The following is a 22,421-nucleotide window of genomic DNA, read 5'->3' as shown; positions in this document are numbered from 1 at the left end:
TTGGACACCAGAGCTTTTGGCGCTAACATCCCGACACTACTAACTGGTGATCGCCGCGGGTGAGCAGATCGCTTTGACGAACTGCACAACGGCATGCTCGGGCAGGTGCCGGGCGATGTCGGCTTCGGTGACGATACCGACCAGGCGGTGCTCCTCTATGACCGGAAGGCGGCGGACCTGATGCTCTTCCATGACGTTGAGCATTTCCTGGATGCTAGCGTTCGCGTCTACGTAGTAGACGCTGTCCCGGGCCAGCTCCCCAGCCGAGGTGGTATTCGGGTCTAGACCCGCCGCAAGGCCTTTGATCACAATGTCGCGGTCGGTGAGCATTCCGTGCAGCCGGTCGTCATCCCCGCAGATTGGCAGCGCACCGATGTCGTGCTCGCGCATGTGTTCGGCAGCAGCGGTTAGCGTCTCGTGCTCGCCGACACAGGTCACACCGGCATTCATGATGTCACGTGCGGTGGTCATTACATTCTCCTCCAGTTGGGTTGGATTCCCGCCTGCTGCGAACTTAAGGCGACGCCGTAGCGGACACTAGGGTCGTTCGACCTTCTGGTCGCGGGCCAATGGGCCTGGTCAGAACTCGCACGTATGGCCGACGCAGCCGCCGCTGAATGTGGGGTCAACTGATAACAACGCTTGTTCGGGGGCGGGGAAGGGGGAAGCGTAGCTGAGCACCTGCCCCTGCCGACTGCCGTAACGGTAGACCGTGATCCCTTTGAGCTTCGCCTTCCATGCGGCGAGGTAGATCGCGCGGACGTCGTCGACGGTCGCATCGGCCGGCAGGTTGACGGTTTTTGACACCGCGGCGTCGACATGGCGCTGCACGGCGGCCTGCATCCGCAGGTGCCACTCCGGGGTGATTTCCGCTGCGGTCGGGAACGCGGACCGAATCTCAGCGGGCAGCTGGGGGTATGTGCGCACGCCGCCGCGCCGTGCGATCTCGGCGATCAACTCGTGGTTGTAGAAGCCCCGGTCGCGGGCGAGTCGATCAAAGCACGGGTTGACTTCTAGGAGGTGTCGCCCGATGACGGCACGGGTATAGGCGATCGCGAACATCGGTTCGATCCCCGCGGTGGTGCCGGCGATCAGCGAGATCGTGCCGGTCGGGGCGATCGAGGTGAGTTGGGCATTGCGCCGCGGCGCGGAGTCCGCAAATCGACTGTCGGCGAACGCCGAAAATGGCCCGCGCTCCTCGGCCAGCCGCGTCGACGCGGCGTGCGCCACCTGGTTGATGCTGCGGGCGATCCGGCCGGCCAGACTAACCCCCTGTTCGCTGTCATACGGAATCCCCAAGCTGGCCAGCATCTCCGCCAAACCCATGACACCCAGCCCAACCTTGCGGGTGGCCCGGGTGGCGACTTCGAGTTCGGGAATGGGGTAGCGACTGACGTCGATGACGTCGTCAAGAAAGCGCACAGCCAGCTCGGCAACCTCTGCGAGCCGGTCCCAATCGACGCGACCACCGCTGACCATCCGGGCGAGGTTGATGGAGCCCAGGTTGCACGACTCGTAGGGCAGCAGCGGAACTTCCCCGCAAGGGTTGGTGGCCTCGATCCGGCCCCGTGCCGGTGTCGGGTTAGCGCGGTTGATCGGGTCGAGGAACACCAATCCCGGATCGCCGCATCGATGCGCGGCTTCGCAGATCGCGGTGAACAGGTCGGCGGCAGGCACCCGTGCGACGGTCTTTCCGGTTCGCGGGTTGATCAATCGGTGAGCGCCGTCACGCGTGACGGCGCGCAGGAACATGTCGGTGACGCCGACCGAAAGGTTGAAGTGGGTTAGCTCGCTGAGCGAGTCGGCCTTGGTGGTGACGAAGTCGTAAATGTCGGGGTGCGAGACGTCCAGGACAGCCATGGACGCGCCGCGCCGGCGGCCGCCCATCGAGATGACGCCGGCCGCGGTATCGAAGAGCCCAAGAAACGACATCGGCCCACTCGCCGTACCGCCGGTGCGCGCCACCCGATCCCCGGCTGGCCGCAAGTGACTGAACGTGTAGCCGGTGCCGCCCCCAGCCTGGTGAATTTCCGCGCTATGCGCGAGCGTGGTAAAGATCGAGCGCAGCGAATCTTCGGCCGGGAGAACGAAACACGCGGAGAGCAGACCCAGTTCGGTAGCTGCGTTCATCAGCGTCGGTGAGTTCGGTAGGAACTCCAGGCTGCGTAGCAGCGCCGAAAACCGTTCTGCCCACATTGCCGACGAGCCGCGCCGATAGTTTTCTTCGGCCGCCGCGACACAGTTCGCGACCCGGTCCATCATTTCGCCGGTTGATTCCGTAGGCCGGCCGCAATCGTCCCGAAGCAGATAACGCTCCGCGAGCACGGTCACGGCGGCCATGCTCAACTTCAGCTCATCGCGCACACCTAGCAGCCCTTTGGCCGCGCGCAACTCGGCATGCTGTTGGCGGTAGACGATGTATGCGCGGGCAACGTCATCCAGGCCGGCAGCCACGAGCCGGGCCTCCACCAGGTCCTGGATCTCCTCGACTGTGGCAGCCCCGCCGCGGGGCCGACGCGCCAGCGCGTCGGCGACGGACCTGGCCACCGCGCCCGGTACGTCCGGGTTCCGGTGACCGGCCTCACGTGCGGCCCGAGCGACCGCACCTTCGATGCGGGCCAGGTCGAACGACACCAGGCGTCCGTCGCGGCGTCGGACGGTCGCCGACCACTCAGTGGCCCGTGGTGGCCTGGTCACCATTCGAGTATCCCCGTCATCGACCGAGATCCAACGCGCGAAACCCTCGTTTGTCCGATGCGGCTTGCGCCAACCCAAGAGCAGGGCCAGCGCTGTAGCGCTTGAAAGCCAAAGCCGAACACAAAATTGAACGACAGTTGAGGACTTCGGTCCCTACCGCGGCGCGGATTCACGTGGTCGGATCTAAGGCGCCGTGATAGCCGAATCTAAAGCACCTCAGGAGAAAACAATGACCACACTTCCCGCGACACAGAAGCCGCATTCGCTGTTCCCCGACTTCTCGGAGTTCCTCGCGGGGTTCCCGTCGTTCGCCGGACTCCGTCCGATGTTCAACACCCGGCTGATGCGGTTGGAGGACGAGATGACCGATGGTCGGTACGAGGTTCGCGCCGAGGTTCCGGGCATCGACCCGGCCAAGGACGTTGATATCACCGTCCGCGACGGACACCTCACCATCAAGACCGAACGCAGTGAGAAAAAGGAATTCGATGGCCGATCGGAATTCTCCTACGGCTCGTTCGTCCGCACGGTGTCACTGCCGGCGGGCGCCAACGAAGACGACATCAAAGCCACCTACGACAAGGGCATCCTGACTGTCTCCGTGGGGGTTTCAGAACCCGCCAACGCCGAGAAGCACATTCAGGTAGCCGCCAACTAGCCGGATTGGTAGGGGCCCGGACATTAGCCCGGGCCCCGCCCGCGTTCAGATCTGCACTCATCAAAGGCGACCCAAAGGCAAAGCCCGTCAGCTAATTTCAGCAGCCGGATGCGTCTGTGTCGCATTCGGCAAGGGCACTCGTTCGACCCGGTGCTTGATTCCAAGCAACAACCCTCGCGTACCCAGAGCGATCACGGGCCTGGCCAGCTCCAACGCGAACACTTCGCCCGGGTGGCGCAACGCGATTCTGGCTCGGGTAAGGACTCGGACCCGGTCCTCCCAGTGCGGCTGAAGGTGAAATGACCACACCGCGTTGAAGGGCAGTTCCTCGCTGGTCGCACTGAGCACGACGTATTTTTCGGGAACAATCTCGGTAACACTCAACGCCACCCCATCAGACAGACCCCCCCAGCCTTCGGGGGCCAGGCGCAGGGTGTCCCCCACAGCAAGTTGCTGCCACTCCGGGTGCACTAGGTCGGCGTCGCGATGACGAAGGCCCGCTAAATTTTTCAGCCCTTCAAACCCGTAGAAGCCACCTCGGTCCTGCCCCATTTGCAGCAGCCATGGCCAGACGGAGGATGGCGGCGCGTCGATGTACACCGCCTCGGTTGTCTGAACAGCCGGATCGCCCACCAAAGAGTCGCCGGGCAGCCGCATCTCACACTCCCCCTTGGTTGCACCCCAATTACGGTAGTACCGTCGCGCGCCATAGAGCACTGCGAACAGCGTCGCCGTCAGGGTGATCCGCTTTGCCACGTTATCCATGGCGCCAGTCTGCGGTGGACGGTGCGCTGTCCGCCAGAGTCAATGGTCCTCGGCGGCGAAAGCCGATATGCCGCGGCTCGAGGAACGCGCAGGGCGTCGACGGCGTCAGCGCAGGTTCGGCATCGCCGCATCCCGATATGTGACCTTCGACCCTATTCCGCAACCTATGCATGACGAAACGATGACCTGGTCCCCGTAACTTGGCTGTGGGCGATTACGGCTGAGCAAAGGAGTATGACGGTTATGGGTGGTAACCCACCGTTGTTGACCGATTCTGACGTCGACAGCCTCGCTTGGGAATTCCTGCGCTCGCGTTACGTCGGCCCTATCTATGCCGACTGGCCGCCCGATCGGCGCCTCGACACATTCCTGCGGCGCCGCGGCCTTCCCCGCGTCGCCGACGACGGCGATCTGTCCAACATCGTCCTGGATCGCGTCATGGGCTATGTGGGCATCGTGCCGCGCAGCCCGCATGACAGGGCGGATGAGTCGCCGGTCGGTGCCCACCCGGTTCACTGAACCAGGGCCGTCCCAATAATCGCCCCAGGTTTGGGAAGTCCGGCACCACGGGTTCGCGACCAACGGCACTATCGACCCTCTGCGGCAACGCGGATAGTGATGCTGGGAAAGGCCATCGCCACCGCCGAGGGAGACCCGCCAGATCCCCAAACTCGGCGAGTGGTACGAACAGCCCTGAGCAGACATTGTTCAACCTCGGACCCGCGGATATGTCTTGTGAGTGCTGGCCCAGTCAACGGTTATGCGGGCGAGCTCGGTCCGGAGCGATCGCCAATGAGAATGGGAAGATGCTGCGACGTTTCCTCGGCCGTGTAAGCCGGGTCAGCCGGGCAGTGCTGAATGCAGTGTCGCGGCGGGAACGAGCTTCTCCTCGGGTAGGCCGTTGGGCCGGGTGGACCTCGAGGCGTTGGACTCGCGGGTCAGGAAGCCGGTGAGCTCTCCGATCGCGCTCATCAGTGGGGCGGGGAAAACGATGGTCGTGTTTTTCTCCACCCCGAGTTCCAGCAGGGTCTGCAGGTTGCGCAGCTGCAAGGCCAGCGGATGTTTCATCATGGTGTCAGATGCCTCGCCGAGCGCCGCAGCGGCACGCGCTTCCCCTTCTGCGGCAATGATTTTGGCGCGCTTCTCCCGCTCGGCTTCGGCTTCGCGAGCCATGGCGCGTTTCATGCTGTCGGGAAGCTGGATGTCCTTGAGTTCGACCAGGGTGACCTCCACTCCCCATTCCACGGTGGTGGTGTCGAGGATCTGGCGGATGCTGCCGTTGATCTTCTCTGTCTGGGCGAGCACTTCGTCGAGGGAATGTTGCCCGACCACGTTGCGCAGGGTGGTCTGTGCGATTTGGTCGATGGCGGCGTTGACGTTTTCGATGACGACGACGGCCTTGCGGGCGTCGACGACACGGAAGTAGGCAACCGCGGCGATGTCGACACTCACGTTGTCGCGGGTGATGATCCCCTGCGACTGGATGGGCATGGTCACGATGCGCAACGAAACCCGCCACAGGCGGTCGATGATCGGGATGATAAAGCGCAACCCGGGTTCGCGAACCCCAATAACCCGGCCGAGCCGGAAGTGCACACCACGCTGATACTGCTGCACCACCCTGATCGAGGCACTCGCCAGCAGCAGCACCACGGCAAGCCCGAAACCCAGCAGAATTATCGCAGTTTGGCTCACGACGACCACCTCAATCTCTCCGGCAGCGTTGTAGTGACAACGCGGCGCCACTAACGCTAGAGCCGCCGTAATCGTCAGTCAGCGGCCAAAAGTCCCTGCCCGCCTCGCCGAAGGATCCTTACTCGTGGCGCCCCCAGCATGTCAGCAGGGTTGCGCAAAGCTGACGGAGGCCCTGAACCATCGGGACTTCGGTCCCTATCGCAGGCAACCGTGCAAACGGTCGGATAACCCTATTGGGATTTCAAAATCTCAACGATCGTGAGGTCGTCATCTAGACAGAGGTGCAGCCATGAGCTCTTCACAACAGACCTCGGCCAGGACACGCATGTTCGCCCGCGTGATGGGCCCCTTTCTCGTGATCATCACCACCACGGCGGTCGCACACGGCTCGGGCATGCGCACACTGCTGACGGATTTCCGGGCGAATCCCCTGTGGCCCTGGGTGACTGGCGCGTTTGTCTTGCTTAGCGGATTGGTCGTCGTCGCGCTTCACCAGTATTGGAAAGGCGCTGCCCCGATCATCGTGTCACTCCTCGGATGGTTGACAACGCTGAAAGGGTTCTTTCTGATGGCCTTCCCGCAAACGTACCTGTCTTTTGCCAACACCGCAGTCGACGCGGGCACCTCGTGGCGGGCAGGCTTCATCGCTATGGCCCTGGGCGGGCTGTACCTGACCTTCGTTGGGTGGGTTCCCGCACCGAGCCGGTCGACGGCACAATCGGCAAGCTCAACTCCGGATCTGCCACGCGCCGCCTGATCGCAACACTATTCGTGGCTATTCGTGCCCGAACTTGGTCAACGTAGACGGGTTCGGGGTTGCGGCATGTCCTCCACACCCACGGCGGCTTCCAGTTCGGTCAGACACTGTTCGGTCAGCGGTATCAGCATGTCGATGTCGGGCACCGCATCGTCGCCCGCGGCATAGCCGAAACCGACCCGGTCTGCGTACGAGCACGTCGTCACGTTGAGTGCCTGACCGTCGTAGACCGTCGAAACCGGGTAGATCTCCTCGACATGCGCGCCGTTCCAATACATTTCGGCACCAGGACCGGGAACATGCGAAATCGGCAGATTGTATCCGGTACGGATTTTCTGCGTGAACGGCAGCAGCGGGAAAACCGCTGTCGCGGCGATACTTCCCGCGACCGTCAGCAGCGATGCCGCCGCACCGCGCTTGGCCACCCACTGTTTTCCTTCCGACATCGACCGGTGGATCAGATCCAACCGCGCGGCCGGGTCTTCTAGATTCGTGCCCATCGGGCACAGCCAGAGACCGAACATGTTGCTGTGCCGATCATTTGCCGTATCGCACTCACGGTCACGCACCGTGATCGGGCAGATGGCTATCAGCGACTGCTTAGGCAGTTCGCCCCGGTCAAGCAACCAGCGGCGCAGAACTCCGGACACGACGGCGGTTATCACATCGTTGCCAGTCACGCCCGCTGCGTCTTGCACGGCCCGAATTCGATCCTTCGGCCAGCTGCCCGCAGATACCACACGCTCGGGCCCGAGACGACCGTTGAACCGCATGTAGGGCGCTCCGAAAGGCAACACCGTCGTGTGCCCTACCAGGCTATCGACCATATTCGAGATCTCGCCTGTGACAACTCGCCCGATCAGCCCAACGCTCGACGCTGCCGCGCCAACCAGCGACTGCAAGGGTGCTACCAGACGAGCCACCAGCCCCGGTGCCGACGAAGGCGCGGATTCGCCATGGTGGCCGGCATAGAAAGGTGGCATCGACCGACGCTTGGGATCTGTGCTCAGCGCGTCGGCGATCATCTGGAAACCGGCAACACCGTCGATGACGGTGTGATGCACCTTGATATAGAAGGCGAAGCGGCCGTCGTCAAGGCCGTCGATCAGATATGACATCCACATCGGGCGGGACCGGTCGAGGCGCTCTGCATCCAGCTCGCCAATCAGCCGCCAGAAATCACGGCCCCCAGACGCCTTGCGGCGCTGGCAATGTTGGCTCATGTCGACGGTGCCCACATCACGCCAGACCCACATGCCACCGGTATCCACACCGCGATGCGGATACCTGCGAAGCCTCGGATCGACCGGATCGTTGCCGGCGAGCGCCTCGCGGTACAGCTCGTCGACATAGTCCGGCCCAGCGTCCTTCGGCGGCGACAGGATCAGCACGGCGCCAACGTGCATCGGATTCGACACCAATTCCGCGGTCAGCATTGCCGCGTCCAACGGATCCAGTGGACTCATTTTCGTCCTCCGCAACTATGCAGGGCGGTCGCGCTGCCCGGGTGGCGTCTCGAGGAGCCCTGACTGCTGCAGCGCCTCCCACACGAACCGCTGTACCGGCTGCGACCGGAAGAACCCGGTATGTCCGCCGGGGTACCAGACGATTTCCGGTTTACCCCAGTGCTGCCAGAGGCGGATCACCTGTTCGCGTGGATGCACGAGGCGATCGGCGACACCGCCGTAGATGAAACGGCCCTGCATGGGCACGAGCGGAGCAAGCGCCAGCGGCGACGCCATCCGCCCGATGGGTTCAGCCAATTCCATCGTGCGTCGGCGCGGGTCATCGTGACTGAGGCCGGAGTGCCGCCCTAGCAGCTCGACCAGGTCGGCCACGGGAACACCGAGGATCGCACAGGTGAGGCCTTTTTCGAGGCTGGCGACCAAAGACGCGATGTAGCCGCCGAGCGAAAGACTGTTCAGTCCGATCAGCGAATCCGGCTCCTGCAGCCGGATCCAGGACAACAGCCGCCGGATATCCCACACCGCCTGAGCCGTCGCATGTACGTCGTCGAGCACATCCTCTCCCGGAAATACGACACCCTTGGGCAGCCCACGGGCCCGGGGGCCGTGCATCGGGAGGACCGGCATGACGACGTTCAGTCCAAGTTCGTCATGCAGTTTCCAGGCGCGGAACAGAGCGAGATCGAGTGCAGCCCGGCCCATCTCGGTCCCGTGTACACACACCAGCCAGGGGCGCGGCTGCGGGTGGCGCAACAATAGTGCGTACTCCCGGTTGTTCGCGGTGTAGCTCCGCCACCGTTGCGCGCCCGGTTCGCCGGGATGCGGCGCATTCCCGCTGTCGAAGAAGAGGCGATAAAAGGAGCGTCTGTGCCCCTTGATCTTTCGGACGGTGACTTCTAAAAGCGCAGGAGGTTTAGTGAAGAATCCTTTGGGCTTTTCCAGCCACCCTTTGTTCCCGTAGAACTCCAGTCCAGCGGCCACTTCTCGCGTGATGCGCTCGAACGCCTCGGGCCGACTGACCGGGCGGCGCGCCTTCAGACCCATCAGGACGACCTCGTCGCGAAAGGCCTGTGCCGCGAGGGCGATGGTGGGCCGTGCGATCGGAAGTTCATCGGTCGCTTGACCAAGGTAATCGCGCCACGATTGTGCGAAGTACAGGCCAGTGTGCACGAACGGTGTGACGGCGCCCAAACCAGCGAGACCGGGTGGGGTCAGGTGAAGAGCCCCCGGACGGGCATCGTCGCTGGCAGGTCGTGCCATAGCGGCAAAGCTAACAGCGTCGAAGACGACGCGTTAGGGACTTACGTCCCGGCAGATGCCCCGAAAGTCCTTGACTAGCAGGCACAGATCATCGACGCAGATCAGGGGCAAATGATTCGGGTGAGGAAGGACTTTAGGCACTCGTGTCGGTGACGTGGACAGCATAGTGTTTGGTTCGGCATAGTTGCCGTTCGCTGCGACAGGATTTGCAGCGTCATACGACGAAATCTGAGGAGATTGATAATGACACAGACACCGGAAAAGGTCGAGTCACGCTGGGCCGAAATGTCTGACGAGGTGCTCGAATCGGTCGAGGCAAGCCGTAAGCAGGCCATCGACGCGATCCGCAAGTTCGTCGATCAGGTGAGTGGAGACCTCCCCGATCAGGCGCGGCGCAAGAACGTCATCGACGCCGCCCTGGACTTAACTGAGGAGTTGGTGACCGGGCGGATCGAATTCTTCCGCAGCGTGGTGCGAAGCGCCGGCCAGGCAGTAGGCGGCAAACAGTCCTAACGCTCAATGCTCCAAGGCCGATGGCCGAACGGTTGCCCGCAGGACACCCGTCCGGCCATCGGTCATTTGTCATTCGACGTCCGGCTCCCCCGACAGGTCTAGGACGACGTTCCGCGCTACGCGCTGCAGTTCGACTGCCGCGGCCCAGTCGGCGCCGGAAGGCCGGATCGGCTCACCAACCGCGATGTCGACGGCTCCCCGTCGCGGAAAACGATGCTCCGGCCGCAATATTGCCCGCGTCCCGCGAATAGCCACCGGGACGACGGGCACGCCGGTTTCCGCGGCCACTAGGAATGCGCCCATGTGGAAAGACCGCAACCCTGGGGCACGCGCCAGTCGGCCTTCTGGGAAGATGACGAGCGACTGCCCGGCCCGCACCAGGCCGGCCAGTCGATCGGCGTCGGCCACGCCGTGTAGGCGCTCGTGGCGTTCGACGAACTGGTGGCCGAGCCGCCTGAGCACGAATCCGTTGAGCCCCTGGTGCTCAAGCACTTCCGCGGCGACGAAGTGAAACGACTGAGGAAGCACCGAGGCCAGCACCAGCGGGTCGATCCAGCTGGGATGGTTGGCCACCGCCATGGACGTCCCTGCAGGCAGGTGGTCGAGGCCGCGCACGGTGACCGGTGTTCCTGTAACACGAGCCAGCAGCCGGACCGCTGCCCGGGCCACCCACCAGCGCCACAAGGGTCGCGGTAGTAGCAGCAGCAAGACCGCAACCGACAACCCAAGGATCGCGTACAGCACCCACGCGTAAACGGCGAACGCCACAGCGGCCGCCGCACGACGAGCACGCCGCAGCGACGGCGCCGCGCCGCGGAGGCGAAGCCGCGCCAACTCCAACCACACCGCGCGCGGTCGCACGCCGGTCTTCCCGGCCCGGTAGATCTGCTGGCTAGCCGCCCGCCGGATCTTGCCGCTTGAGGTCTTCAGTACCGTTCGCGGTGGCGCCAAGACCACGTCGTCGGGGGCCACACCCAGCAGATCCACTGTGGTGGCCGCGATTTCTGAGCGCAATGCGGCACGGGCGTCGTCTGAAGTCTCTCGGGTCTCGGCCATCACAACGAGTCGCTCGGCGCCCCCCGACGGGTCGGGAGAAGCGAACACCGCTACACATCCCTTGCGGACACCTTTGAGGTTGCCGACCGCCTCTTCGAGCTCCGCCGGATGCAGGTTGCGGCCGGCGCGGATGATCACATCCTTTACCCGACCGGTGACGTACAAGTCGGCGTCGGCCATATAGCCCAGGTCGCCCGTGTCGAGCCAGTAGTCGTGAAACAGTGAACGCGTCGCCGGCGCGTTGTTGAAATAGCCGGTGGTTGCCGACGGACCGCGGAACTCGATACGACCTTCACGGCGATCACCCAACTCGTTGCCAGCGGCGTCGACAACGCGGATCTCGTGGCCTGGCAGCGGTTGGCCGCAAGCGACGAAACGAAGGTCCGGCTCACCGGGTTTTCCCGGCTCGGCTCGTCCGGAACGCACGAATGCGTCTCGGCGAATTCGGTCGATGAGCGGACCCCGGCCCAGCGGTGGGAAAGCCAGACCCACTGAGGACTCTGCCAGCCCATACACCGGCGTCATCGCCTCCCGTCGAAACCCATACGGGGCGAAGCGATCACCGAACCGCTCGATTGTCGCGGGACTCACCGGCTCCGCGCCGTTGTACGCCAATCGCCACGAGCTTAGGTCGAGTCCTTCGATCTCGGCGTCGCGGACCTTGGCGAGGCACAGCTCATAGGCGAAGTTCGGGCCAGCCGACATGGTTGCCCGGTTGGCGTGGATCGCCCAGAGCCATCGTGACGGGCGGATTAGAAACGATTGCGGGCTCATCACCACCAGCGGGACGCCGAAATACATGGAGCCGAGCCAGGCACCGATCAAACCCATGTCGTGATATAGCGGCAACCAACTTACGAACGTGTCCGACCCCGATGCCGCCGCGGCCTGACCCATTACCCGGATGTTGGCGAGTAGGTTCCGGTGCGTGAGCGCAACCCCTTTCGGCTGCCCTGTGCTGCCCGAGGTGTATTGGACCAGCACGAGGTCGTCGGGTCGTTGTCTTGGAAGGGATGGCAGCGCGTCTTCGCCTGCGCCCGTGAGGGATTCGGGGATGACGACGTGCCGCAGGGTTTCGACGTTCGAGCGCAGCAGGTGGCCGAGGCTAACGGCCTCGGGCACGGTGACCAGCATTGTGGCCCCGGCGTTCGCGAGGATGCCGGTGGTGCGCCGCAGGTGGTCCGCCAGCTGGGACGGCCGGGCCGGCGGGTAGACGGGAACGGGTACGGCGCCGACGAGGACCACACCGGCGAAGGTGGCGAAATACGCACGGCACGTGGGCAACATGATCGCGACCCTCTCGCCCGGCATGACGTCGTGTGCGATCAACCCGGCCGCTACCGCGGCCGCCTCGTGGTGCAGCGCGGCGTAGGTCAAATCCACAGGGCCACCGGCATCGTCGAGGATGCGGATATGCGTTCGGTCCGGGGTCGCACTGACATGCCAGTTGAGGACGTCATTCAGGGTCGATGCTGTCTCTGGTGCCAGGCCGCCCGGCGCGGTGACCGGAACTGACACGGTGCGGCGGTCCTCCAAGCGGTCCTTTCCCAGGGCGGGATGGCCGCGAGCGATGGCCGCTAAGAGGTCGCGCGGCGTCTCCGCACTGACCAGGATGTGGGGCGGCAGAACCACCCCGAATTTGTCCTGGACCCGCAGCAACAGTTCCGCCAGCTCGAGGCTGCCGATGCCCAGGTTGTCGAAAGTGCTGTCGAGCGTCACCGAGGGCGGCGTGGCGTGCGGGTGAACTTCGGCGACGAGGCCGTGCACCAGCGCCAGGATGGGAGCGGAGCGCTCTTCGCTTGCCATTTGCTCAGGAAGCAGCCTGGGAGCCTATGACCTTTTCGCGAAGCCGCGCCGCGAATTTCGAAGCCCGATCGAGGTCGCGGTCGTTAGGCCGTCCCCTGTTTATCCCGCCGATGAACCCGAATGGCCCAACGGTGTCGAGCCCGCGGCAAGAAAACGACCCGATCACCTCAAAGCCCTTCGATTCGAGCTGTTTCCGAACCGGTTTTTGGTAGGCCAACAGCGGAGCCTCCCGGGCGCCGCTGGTGAAAAAGGTGAATGCTCGGATGTGGTCAACGGCTGGGACACGACGTATTAATTTCCGCAGCCTCGCGTCCACGGCCATGTAATAAATGCCGGATCCGAAGCCGACGAGGTCATACTCGCGAATCGTTGCGGGATTGACCGACTCGGGACTTGCCACCTCGGCATCAAGCACCTCAGCCATCCGATCGGCTACGCGGCGGGTATTGCCGTGCGATTTCGAAGCGCAGACGATGAGCGACTTCATTGCTCAACTCCTTTCGGCGAACATGGCCCGGACGGGTCCATGCTGCGTGGGCAACCCACGCCAGGTAAGGGCGCAAAGACACAAAGGCCCGAGGCATAAGTCACTTCAGGGTCGCTTCCGGTCGGGTCAGTCGAACGCATTTATCACCTGACGGGCTACGTGCTGGATCTGCAGGCGCGTGTCGCAATCGAGGGGTAGCTCATCGAGCGCCGGGATCTCCCCCGTCGTGGTGATCACCCCGGGTTCTTCCTGTTCCCAAAGGGCGTTGACCTTATCGCCCAATGCACGCGCGGGCGGATTGTCGGAAAGGACCCGGGCATGAAACCGCTCAATGCCATTGACGCGTGCGGCAACCGCCAGCGCAACGAGCAGCAGTGTCCCAATCCCACGGCCTTGATAGGCGTCCGCCACGGTGAGTGCAACCTCTGCCGAGGCCGGATCGTCTTCATCCCGGATGAAGCGGGCATCGGCAACGACCGGCCCATGCACGCCGTCGGTAACGACCCAGACAAAGTGGTCGACGTAATCGACCTCAAACAGGTAGGCCAACCGCGCCTCGGTTGGGGCAACACCCTGGTACCGCCGGTAGAGAGTTTCCCGCGAGAATGCCCCGCTGGCCTCGAAGCGCGCGGCATCGCCGGGCAGAACTGGGCGCAGCAATAGCCCGGCGCCGTCTTTGGCTAATACCGGGATCGGCTCGATGTATGCGGCCAACCGCTGTCGCGCGGTGCGGACCATCCGGTCGGCGACGACCGGCATGGCCAGCATGCATTCGAAGGCGCCGTCGTATCCGACGTAGCCGTGCACATCATCTTCCGCGATCACCGTCGCCATTCTGAGTGCGTTTCGCAGCAATGCGATTTCGCCGAGAATCGTCCCCGGCGACAGCTCGGTTACCGTGACCTGTCCATCCGGGCCGACATGCCTGATCTCGACTCGTCCAGATGTGATGATGGAAAACGACACCGCTTTTTCGCCCTGCCGCATCAGGACCTCGCCGGCGGCCGCATGCAGGGGCTTCAGGTTAGCGGCCAATGCTGCCAGGTCCCGCGCTGGGACGTCGGCAAACACCTGCAGCTCCGCCAGTTCCTCGGCGCAAACGGGGCTCACGCCAGCCCGCTTGGCAGCCCGGCGTGGGCCCGATTTGTGCCGCTTCGGCGGTAACTGCCGACCGCGATCGGGTGATGCAGCGGTCATCTCACGAATTCCCGTGTCTCGGCGTTCCCCAAGCCAGATAGCCCGCAATACGCCGTCACCCGATATACGGTATGCGACCGGCGCCACCACCGCCCGGGTATTCCGCGGGTAAGTGCAGTGACAAAGGACCCTGTTGGGCTGGGACTTCGGCAGATCCGAAGCGAGACCAAAGCATTCCGGTGGTCGTGCTCTTTGCCTCTACGTCTCGGCCGGCGGCAGTGGTCGGATAGACCCGTAAGGCTAACCGGGAGGCGACGATGAATTCACCGATATTGCGGCATCATTGGCCACAGCGCAGGCCGATGACCACGATCTATCAAGTGATCGATCGTCTGCACGATGGACATACGGCCCGAGTGCCCGCCCACGCGATCACGGCCACGATTTCCGGATGGTTGGCGGAATTGGGCACCCACAGCCCGTTGGTTGACGACCTTGCCCGCGCGGTCCGGGTGGGAGATTGGCCATCAGCGCATGCCCTCGCTGAGTGCCTATCCGTCGAAGTAGCCATTGCGAGTTGACTAACACGCGTCTTCGGAATGAACGGCTGTCGCACATCAGGATGACTTTGGCCTCTATTCCCGACTTCGAGAACACAGCAGGATCGAAGGCGCTACCAGATCACCACCCCGTCTCTATTCGAAGCAACACCAACGGATTAGCAACATGAACGCATCACTTGCCTCTCTGGAGAAGCCCGACTTCGCCAAGATCGAGAACCGGGCACCGTCGGTGGGACGGATGTTCCTCGACCGCGTTGCCGCCACCCCACATGCCGAAGCCTTCCGGTACCCACAGGATCACAGCTGGGAGAGCGTGACCTGGCAGCAGGTCGGTGAGCGCGTGCATCACATCGCCGCGGGGCTGATCTCATTGGGGATCAGCCCGGAGGATCGGGTTGCGCTTGCGTCGTCGACGCGATACGAGTGGGTGCTCGTCGATTTCGCCGTGATGTGCGCCGGCGCGGCGACCACCACCGTGTATCCGACGACGATCGCCGCCGATGTCGCCTACATCGTCGCCAACTCAGGAAGCCGGGTTGTAGTCGCCGAGAATCAGACCCAGCTGGACAAGATCCTCGAACACCGCACCGAACTGCCCGACGTGAGCAAGGTAGTGATCATCGACGGCAGGGGTGACGGCGACTGGGTGATCACCCTTGCTGAGCTGGAGCAGCTGGGTAAGCAGTTGCTCGCCGACTCCCCCAACGCCGTCGAGGAGCGGGTGTCAGCCGCCGGCCCGGAGCAGCTGGCCAGCCTCATCTACACCTCCGGCACCACTGGGCGACCGAAGGGCGTGCGGCTGACCCACGGGGCATGGACGTACACCGCCGCGGCCATCGATGCGCTGAACGTCCTTGGGCCCGATGACCTTAACTTCCTGTGGCTGCCGTTAGCGCACTCATTCGGCAAAGTGATGCTGGCGCTGCCGCTGGCGATCGGATTCCCCACCGCGATAGACGGCCGCGTGGAAAGAATCGTCGACAATCTTGCGGCCCTGCATCCGACCGTCATGGGCGCTGCGCCGCGCATCTTCGAAAAGGCTCATGCCCGCATCGAGCAGATGGTCGCCGAGCAGGGCCGGCTCAAGAGGGCGATCTTCGGCTGGTCGATCGGGGTGGGCTTGAAGGTATCGGCGGCACGCCAAGCGGGAAAGAAGCCCTCGTTGGTGTCGTCGCTGGCATACAAGCTGGCAGACCGGCTGGTGTTCTCCACCATCCGGGAGCGCTTCGGCGGGCGAGTGCGATTCTTCGTCTCGGCGGCCGCCGCCCTGGACCACAACGTCGCGCAGTGGTTCGATGCTGTCGGCATCACCGTGCTCGAGGGTTATGGGCTCACCGAGACGGCAGCCGCATCATTTATCAACCGCCCCAACGCTTATCGATTCGGTACGGTCGGCTGGCCATTTCCGGCCACCGAAGTAAAGATCGCCGACGACGGCGAGATCTTGCTGCGGGGACCCGGTGTGATGACCTCGTACCACGACCTGCCCGAAGCCACCGCCGAGGCACTCGATCGAGACGGCTGGTTTCACACCGGCGATATCGGGGAGATCGACGCCGAAGGCTTCCTGCGGATTACCGACCGCAAGAAAGACATGTTCAAGACCTCGCAGGGTAAGTACGTGGCTCCATCGCCGATCGAAGTGCGATTCAAAGGCCTCTGCCCGTATGTAGGCGAGATTCTGGTCATTGGGGAGGCTAAGCCCTACTGCGTGGCGTTAGTCAGCCTCGACAGCGAAGCGATGAGCGACTGGGCTGCTGCGCATGGTTTGGCTGACAAGTCCTTCGCCGAGTTAGCGCGCAATGAAAAGACACGTGAACTCATCGCCGGATACATCGACACGCTGAACTTGGAACTGAATCGCTGGGAGCAGATCAAGAAATTCGCGATCCTCGACCGCGAACTCTCTATCGAATCCGGCGACCTGACGCCGAGCATGAAGCTGCGCCGCAAGGTCGTCGTCGCGACGTCCGCGGACGAGATCTCGGCTCTCTACGAGCAATCGCCCGGGTAGCGGTTTCACTCATCACGAAGACCCAGCAAGGATGGCAATGCCAGCACACGATCAGCCGATCACCATTTTGTCCGAAAGTGAATGTTGGAACCTTCTGGCCGGTGTGGAGCTGGGCCGGCTGATCACCAACGTCGGAGGCCAACCCGAGGTTTTCCCGGTAAACTTCGTCACCCAGGATCAGACCATTCTTTTTCGCACGGCTGAGGGCACCAAGCTAAGCAGCGTTGTGGTGAACCAGGACGTGGTTTTCGAGGCCGACCGTCACAACATGACGGAAGGCTGGAGTGTCATCGTCAAGGGTCGCGCGCATGTGCTGGATACCCGGACCGAGATCGAGGAAGCCGAACAAGCAAAGCTGCTGCCGTGGATTCCGACGCTGAAGCTTCGCTACGTGCGGGTGACAGCGAGCGAGATCAGCGGCCGCCGATTCAGATTCGGTCCCGAGCCCGACCGCGAGTCCTGCTTTGCCTGACGGCGCCTGACGGCACCCACTTCGAAAGGTGGCTGGAACAACCCGCGCTTGGAGAGCTTCTTCCGCAGGCTCCCCGAGGCCGGCCCCATCTGAGGGCTGCCGGCGTTGTCAGACGTGCTCGATTTTCTCGAAGGTTGTCAATTCCTGCCGAAAGACATTGATTACCTTCGATGATTGCGCCTGTCTACCGAGGAATTCCTGGAGTCGCTCTCCGCGGTTCGCTTCACCGGAGACGAGGATCGGTCGCGGCCCGGACTCATCCTGCGATCCCTCGGTTCGCCATTTCACGGGTCCCATCGTTCGTACGCCGGCCGCGGCGGAAGTAGGGAACAAAGTCACTTAGACAGTGGGCGTTGGTCCCGCACGAAGCGCGCTGCCGACCGATCCAGCCCGAAGATGTTCTTGATCGGGACCTAAGACCACCATCCAAGGGCTAACGACTCTCGTGCACCCACGTTTGTCCTTCCTACGTTCGAACAAGACAAACACAACTAAAGCGGAGAGGGATGGCATGCGATCAGAACGCCTCAGGTGGCTGGAAAAAGCACAAGGCCCGTTTGCCTCGGTATATTTCGACGACTCACACGACACCCTGGATGCCGTCGAGCAACTCGAAGCCAGATGGCGCGATATCCGCAAGCATCTCAAGGACCTTGGCGCGGATGTGGAAATCCTCCGTAGGCTCGAGGAAGCCGTATTGCGACATCGACCGGCCGTAGGCCGACGCGGCCGCGCGGTCATCGCGACCAGCGATCAGGTGCTTATCAACGAGCAGCTGATCAGCCCACCGCCGGCCACGGTGATTCGCTTATCGGATTACCCGTACATCGTGCCGTTGCTCGACCTGGAGATGCAGCGACCGACCTATGTATTTGCCGCTGTTGATCACGCCGGCGCCGACGTCACGCTCTATCGGGGGGGAGCCATCAGTTCCACCAGCATCGAGGGTGCCGGGTATCCGGTGCACAAGCCGGTCACTGCCGGCTGGAAAGGCTACGGCGACTTCCAGCACACAACCGAGGAAGCCATCCGGATGAACTGCCGCGCGGCCGCCGACCACCTGACGCGGCTAGTGGATGAATGGGATCCCGAGGTGGTGTTCGTGTGCGGCCAGGTTCGTTCACGCGCGGATGTGATTGCCGAATTGCCGGAGCGCGTGACGGGGCGGGTGTCACAACTGCATGCCGAAGCACGCAAAAGCGGCATCGATTCCGACGAGATCCGCCGGCTGACCGCCACGGAGTTCGCCCAGCGCCACCACACCGAGATGACCGACATCGCTGATCGGTTCGAGGCGGAAATCGACCGCGGGTCGGGGTTGGCGGCCGAAGGGCTGGCAGCCGTATGCGCGGCGCTGCGTGACGGCGACGTCGACACACTCATTATCGGTGAGCTGGGCGACGCCACCGTGGTCACCGGCAAAGCGCTTACCAGGATCGCGCCCGATGCCGACGTGCTGTCCGACTTCGGCGAACCGGTCGAACGTGTAGCAAGGGCCGATGAGGCGTTGCCGTTCACTGCAATCGCGGTTGGGGCCTCATTGATGCGAGCCGACAGCCGGATTGCACCCGCAGACGGGGTCGGTGCGTTGCTTCGATACGCCGCAACGGACAGACTGGCCAGCCAACAGGTCTAGGTTCGGACGGAATCGTCGCGATGCCAAACTTTTCGGGATCTTCGTCGCTTGAGTAGAGGACTTGTGGCCGTACCCGAGGGCGGCGATAGCACGCAGACTCGACTCATGAGGAAGTTTAGTGATCGTGCCGATGCCGGACGACAATTGGCGTCGCGCATGGATTTCTTGCGCGGTCAAGATGTAGTGGTGCTCGGTCTGCCGCGAGGCGGAGTACCTGTGGCCTTTGAGGTCGCCGATGCATTAGAAGCCCCCCTCGACATTTTGCTAGTGCGCAAGCTGGGGGTGCCCTTTCACCCAGAGCTGGCCTTCGGCGCCATCGGCGAAGGCGGTGTGCGGGTACTCAACCGCTCCGTCATGCGCGAGGCCCGTCTCAGCGGGAAGGAAATGGCTGCGGTCGAAAACAAGGAGCGCGCCGAGTTGCAACGCAGGTCCGAACGCTTCCGGGGCGATCATCCGCCGATTTCGCTGAAGGGCCGGATCGCTGTGATCATCGACGACGGCATTGCTACCGGATCGACAGCGCGGGCGGCCTGCCAGGTGGCCCGCGCCAAGGGGGCCAGCAGGGTGGTATTGGGAGTTCCCGTCGGGGCCGGCGACACCGCCGAGGAGTTCGGCAAGTATGCCGACGAGGTGGTGTGCCTGGAAACGCCCGTGCCGTACTTCGCCGTGGGCCAGGGATACCGTGACTTCGCGCAGACCTCAGACGACGAGGTGGCCGCCCTGCTCAACCGGGCGCGCAGGAGTTTTGGCGCAGCCGCCAAGGCCGGCAACGACGATCCGCCGCTGCGTGACGAGGAGATTCAGGTGACGGCCGGGCAGGTTTCGGTGGCAGGGCATCTGACCATTCCCCGGCACCCGAAGGGCGTCATCGTGTTCGCGCATGGCAGCGGGAGCAGCAGGCACAGCCCGCGCAATCGATATGTCGCCGAGGTGCTCAACAAGGCCGGGTTCGCCACGGTGCTTTCGATCTGCTGACGCACGATGAAGAACGCAACCGCGCCAACGTGTTCGACATCGCGTTGCTCGCTAGCAGATTGGTCCATGTCACGGGTTGTCTGGCCAGCCCACCCGACACAGCGTCATTGCCGGTCGGTTACTTCGGCGCCAGTACCGGCGCGGGCGCGGCCTTGGCTGCCGCCGCACATCCCAGTGTCAAGGTCGCTGCGGTGGTGTCCCGCGGTGGGCGGCCCGACCTTGCGCGAGATTCGTTGCGCGAGGTGCACGCGCCGACCCTATTGATAGTGGGCGGACGCGACGAAATGGTCCTTAAGCGCAACAAGCAGGCACGAGCAGCGATGCCTGCCGAGTGCGAGGTCGCCGTGGTCCCTGGCGCCACCCATCTGTTCGAGGAACCGGGCACGCTCGAGCAAGTGGCCGTGCTGGCGCGCGAGTGGTTCGTCGACCGCCTAGCTCACCCGGAGCAGTAGGTCCGTAAACGCGGTCGCCGAAAGTTAGCCATCAAGGCTGAACTTGAGAGCGGCGGTCCCGGACAGGGGGCGTTCCGGGACCGCCGCGGTATCAAGCGGTATCAAGGGGACCTACCCGCGTGATGTGGTACTCACTCAACTCGCCGGTGTGATGAGCCCGTAATGCCCGTCGTAGCGGTGATACAACACGCTCCCACGGTCTTTGGCGGTATCGACGAAGAACAGGAATGGCAAGCCAAGCAACCCGATCCGCTCGATTGCCTGGTCGACGCTGAGCCGCGGAGCCACCTGCGGACTGATGGACAGCAACAGTTCGAACGGCGCTAGGTTGTCAGCGAATTCCGGATTGACAAGTGCGAGACGGTATTCGGTGGGTCCCTCGCGGTACAGCACGCTGTCCTGCTTCGTGCCCGCCTCGGTGAAAAGGTGGAAGTCGTAGTTGAGCAGCTCCATTTCGAGCGCGGCCTCTGCGACCGTACAAGTTGGCAGGCTGTACGACTTGTGACGCATGATTCGGCGTTCACTTTCGGGCCGGGGGAAGTAGCTCGGCCGGTGGGTGGGCTCGGACTGGTGCCGCCATTCGTGCGGACCGACTCGAGGGGTGCCGCCTCGCTTGGCTTCCCAGTGTTCGGCGCTGCGTTCCAGTCGATGACGCAGTCGCGCCTCGAGCCGATCGATTGCTTCCCGCGCGGTGGTGCCTTCGACCTGCGCGCGGACCAGCCGACCATTGACGTCGAGGTTTGCCTGCGCGATTATCCGGCGGGCCACCGCTGGATCGCCGTGCTCGCCTAATCTGACATGAGCGTGCAGCACTGGTTGGTGGGTGAAGCGACTGAGCTCGCCGATCTTCGTCCGTGCGTAGCCCTCGGCATCGGATAGCTGCCCATGCGTCGTTACCTCGACGTCGAGAACGGCTGGTAGATCGGGTCTCTGTCTCATGATTCGTTGCTACGCTCTCTCAAAATCGTTGCTGTAGGGCGGAAGGTCGTCGTGAACGCGATAACACGGTCGCAAATCGTTTTGGCCCTTGCTCAGTGGTGCAGATCCGTGACCGGCTCGTGGGTACTGGCTTGGATATCGCTTGACGTCAAAGCGAACAGCTGATTAGCCAAATCGGACAACGCCCGGGCGATCGCAAGCTCGTCGCCGATCTGGGCCACCGGCTCGTCGGCCGGATCGAGTCGCGCCAGACCGACACCGACATGCGTCTGTCCTGCCCAGGACAGTCGCGCCTTTACCCGGGTGCGCTCTTCTTGCCCTTCGATCAGCACGTCGATTTGGCACGTCTTGGTGCGGTCACCGTTGCCTGTCATCGCCAGTCTCCTTGCCTCGGCCTCGCCAGCGGGATTGCCCGAATCAGCCGATAGCTATCTTTTACCGACGCTTTAGATGCGACCATCACCGGATAGGCGCGCGGTAGGGGCGGAAGTCCCGAGTCGCGAGGTCATTCGTCTGTTCTTTAAGCCGATCGCGGGCAGAATTAGTCTCCGTCGTCGATGATGTGAATGGCGGCCTCTTCGGCAGACGCTGCTCCCCCACTGATACCGACGTCCTCGGCCACCAGCTCTGCCTCTGTGTCTTCGCCAAAACCCCTGTCCGGCGCGACAAGTCGACCCGCTCGCACCGAACCAACCTCGCGTCGCTGCGGAAACTCGATTTCACGCTCGGCTTCGTCGGACCGCTGCTGTTCCTCTTCGTCGAGCGGGTCACCGATTCGCGACAGCGGATCTTGCTCTTCCTCTGCAAGGTGCTCATCGATGCTTTCCGACGGCCCGAAGGCACCACGTCCGTACGGTCGCTCGGGCGGCGAATATCCCTCGTCCAGTACGTCATCGACGCCACGGTCGATCAGCGTGTCCTCTGGTTGAAGCTGATCGTCGTATTCCGCGCTGTACTCGCCCGCCGCCGGCCCCAGGCCGAAATTTCGACTACTCATGACTCAACAACTCCTTCTCACCGTGAGCCGGTGGCAACCTCGAACCATCTCGGCATTCTCAACGTTCCGCCAATCC

General features: G+C 63.3%; 20 protein-coding genes and 1 pseudogene. 9 read left to right on the top strand and 12 right to left on the bottom strand.

The features are described from left to right. Window positions 1-39 precede the first annotated feature (39 nt). Window positions 40-471, bottom strand: a complete 432-nt coding sequence (locus ACLP9N_RS14370) for a CBS domain-containing protein (RefSeq protein ID WP_442408045.1) — start codon at window positions 469-471, stop codon at window positions 40-42. A 108-nt stretch (window positions 472-579) separates the two neighbouring features. Beyond that, on the bottom strand, window positions 580-2,697 hold the full coding sequence (locus ACLP9N_RS14365; RefSeq protein WP_442408044.1) for an adenosylcobalamin-dependent ribonucleoside-diphosphate reductase: 2,118 nt from the start codon (window positions 2,695-2,697) through the stop codon (window positions 580-582). A gap of 229 nt (window positions 2,698-2,926) precedes the next feature. Between ACLP9N_RS14365 and ACLP9N_RS14360 the strand changes: the two genes are divergently transcribed. Continuing rightward, complete coding sequence (locus ACLP9N_RS14360) at window positions 2,927-3,355, top strand: HSP20 family small heat-shock protein (protein WP_442408043.1); 429 nt, start codon at window positions 2,927-2,929, stop codon at window positions 3,353-3,355. 87 nt (window positions 3,356-3,442) lie between these two features. Here the strand turns inward: ACLP9N_RS14360 and ACLP9N_RS14355 are convergent, their stop codons facing one another. Further along, window positions 3,443-4,120: an SRPBCC family protein gene (locus tag ACLP9N_RS14355; protein ID WP_442408042.1), complete on the bottom strand. Its 678-nt coding sequence runs from the start codon at window positions 4,118-4,120 to the stop codon at window positions 3,443-3,445. A 243-nt stretch (window positions 4,121-4,363) separates the two neighbouring features. On the opposite strand from ACLP9N_RS14355, the gene ACLP9N_RS14350 reads away from it, so the two are divergent. Next, entirely contained in the window at window positions 4,364-4,639 is a 276-nt protein-coding gene (locus ACLP9N_RS14350) for a hypothetical protein (RefSeq protein ID WP_442408041.1), read from the top strand. 321 nt (window positions 4,640-4,960) lie between these two features. On the opposite strand, the gene ACLP9N_RS14345 is transcribed toward ACLP9N_RS14350, so the two are convergent. Beyond that, window positions 4,961-5,815: an SPFH domain-containing protein gene (locus ACLP9N_RS14345; RefSeq protein WP_442408040.1), complete on the bottom strand. Its 855-nt coding sequence runs from the start codon at window positions 5,813-5,815 to the stop codon at window positions 4,961-4,963. 289 nt (window positions 5,816-6,104) lie between these two features. Between ACLP9N_RS14345 and ACLP9N_RS14340 the strand changes: the two genes are divergently transcribed. Next, entirely contained in the window at window positions 6,105-6,572 is a 468-nt protein-coding gene (locus ACLP9N_RS14340; RefSeq protein ID WP_442408039.1) for a hypothetical protein, read from the top strand. 38 nt (window positions 6,573-6,610) lie between these two features. On the opposite strand, the gene ACLP9N_RS14335 is transcribed toward ACLP9N_RS14340, so the two are convergent. Both ACLP9N_RS14335 and ACLP9N_RS14330 read right to left on the bottom strand, forming a co-directional pair. Further along, complete coding sequence (locus tag ACLP9N_RS14335) at window positions 6,611-8,038, bottom strand: wax ester/triacylglycerol synthase family O-acyltransferase (protein WP_442408038.1); 1,428 nt, start codon at window positions 8,036-8,038, stop codon at window positions 6,611-6,613. Between the two features lie 15 nt (window positions 8,039-8,053). Further along, entirely contained in the window at window positions 8,054-9,298 is a 1,245-nt protein-coding gene (locus tag ACLP9N_RS14330) for an alpha/beta hydrolase family protein (protein ID WP_442408037.1), read from the bottom strand. A 243-nt stretch (window positions 9,299-9,541) separates the two neighbouring features. Here ACLP9N_RS14330 and ACLP9N_RS14325 point away from each other — a divergent pair, with 243 nt between their 5' ends. Beyond that, window positions 9,542-9,811: a hypothetical protein gene (locus ACLP9N_RS14325; RefSeq protein WP_442408036.1), complete on the top strand. Its 270-nt coding sequence runs from the start codon at window positions 9,542-9,544 to the stop codon at window positions 9,809-9,811. A 69-nt stretch (window positions 9,812-9,880) separates the two neighbouring features. On the opposite strand, the gene ACLP9N_RS14320 is transcribed toward ACLP9N_RS14325, so the two are convergent. The 3 genes from ACLP9N_RS14320 to ACLP9N_RS14310 form a co-directional block, all read right to left on the bottom strand. Next, the gene (locus tag ACLP9N_RS14320) at window positions 9,881-12,673 is read right to left on the bottom strand and encodes an AMP-binding protein (RefSeq protein ID WP_442408035.1); all 2,793 of its coding nucleotides are present in this window, start codon (window positions 12,671-12,673) and stop codon (window positions 9,881-9,883) included. 4 nt (window positions 12,674-12,677) lie between these two features. After that, window positions 12,678-13,160, bottom strand: a complete 483-nt coding sequence (locus ACLP9N_RS14315; protein WP_442408034.1) for a flavodoxin family protein — start codon at window positions 13,158-13,160, stop codon at window positions 12,678-12,680. 126 nt (window positions 13,161-13,286) lie between these two features. Beyond that, window positions 13,287-14,231 (bottom strand): GNAT family N-acetyltransferase, encoded by a 945-nt coding sequence (locus ACLP9N_RS14310; RefSeq protein ID WP_442408033.1) that lies wholly within the window; start codon window positions 14,229-14,231, stop codon window positions 13,287-13,289. A 383-nt stretch (window positions 14,232-14,614) separates the two neighbouring features. Here ACLP9N_RS14310 and ACLP9N_RS14305 point away from each other — a divergent pair, with 383 nt between their 5' ends. The 5 genes and pseudogenes from ACLP9N_RS14305 (at window position 14,615) to ACLP9N_RS14285 (ending at window position 20,409) form a co-directional block, all read left to right on the top strand. Next, entirely contained in the window at window positions 14,615-14,878 is a 264-nt protein-coding gene (locus ACLP9N_RS14305) for a hypothetical protein (RefSeq protein WP_442408032.1), read from the top strand. A gap of 145 nt (window positions 14,879-15,023) precedes the next feature. Continuing rightward, a complete protein-coding gene (locus ACLP9N_RS14300) occupies window positions 15,024-16,874 on the top strand; it encodes an AMP-dependent synthetase/ligase (protein WP_442408031.1) in 1,851 nt (616 codons plus the stop codon). Window positions 16,875-16,911: 37 nt separating this feature from the next. Beyond that, entirely contained in the window at window positions 16,912-17,346 is a 435-nt protein-coding gene (locus ACLP9N_RS14295; RefSeq protein WP_442408030.1) for a pyridoxamine 5'-phosphate oxidase family protein, read from the top strand. A 511-nt stretch (window positions 17,347-17,857) separates the two neighbouring features. Beyond that, window positions 17,858-18,982 carry an Rv2629 family ribosome hibernation factor gene (locus tag ACLP9N_RS14290; RefSeq protein ID WP_442408029.1) on the top strand — a complete coding sequence of 375 codons (1,125 nt, stop codon included), beginning with the start codon at window positions 17,858-17,860 and terminating at the stop codon, window positions 18,980-18,982. Window positions 18,983-19,087: 105 nt separating this feature from the next. Further along, window positions 19,088-20,409, top strand: a pseudogene (locus tag ACLP9N_RS14285) (alpha/beta family hydrolase). Window positions 20,410-20,544: 135 nt separating this feature from the next. On the opposite strand, the gene ACLP9N_RS14280 reads toward ACLP9N_RS14285, so the two are convergent. The 3 genes from ACLP9N_RS14280 to ACLP9N_RS14270 all read right to left on the bottom strand — a co-directional run bounded on the left by ACLP9N_RS14280 (window position 20,545) and on the right by ACLP9N_RS14270 (window position 22,345). After that, window positions 20,545-21,348 carry a ribosome hibernation promotion factor gene (locus tag ACLP9N_RS14280; RefSeq protein WP_442408028.1) on the bottom strand — a complete coding sequence of 268 codons (804 nt, stop codon included), beginning with the start codon at window positions 21,346-21,348 and terminating at the stop codon, window positions 20,545-20,547. 92 nt (window positions 21,349-21,440) lie between these two features. After that, window positions 21,441-21,722: a DUF1876 domain-containing protein gene (locus ACLP9N_RS14275; RefSeq protein ID WP_442408027.1), complete on the bottom strand. Its 282-nt coding sequence runs from the start codon at window positions 21,720-21,722 to the stop codon at window positions 21,441-21,443. A 167-nt stretch (window positions 21,723-21,889) separates the two neighbouring features. After that, window positions 21,890-22,345 carry a DUF5709 domain-containing protein gene (locus ACLP9N_RS14270; RefSeq protein ID WP_442408026.1) on the bottom strand — a complete coding sequence of 152 codons (456 nt, stop codon included), beginning with the start codon at window positions 22,343-22,345 and terminating at the stop codon, window positions 21,890-21,892. Window positions 22,346-22,421: the final 76 nt, after the last annotated feature.

This window comes from Mycobacterium sp. (assembly GCF_052144515.1).
GTDB lineage: Bacteria > Actinomycetota > Actinomycetes > Mycobacteriales > Mycobacteriaceae > Mycobacterium.
The sequence above is the reverse complement of the archived record's forward strand: the minus strand, read 5'-3'. Positions and strand labels throughout refer to the sequence as shown.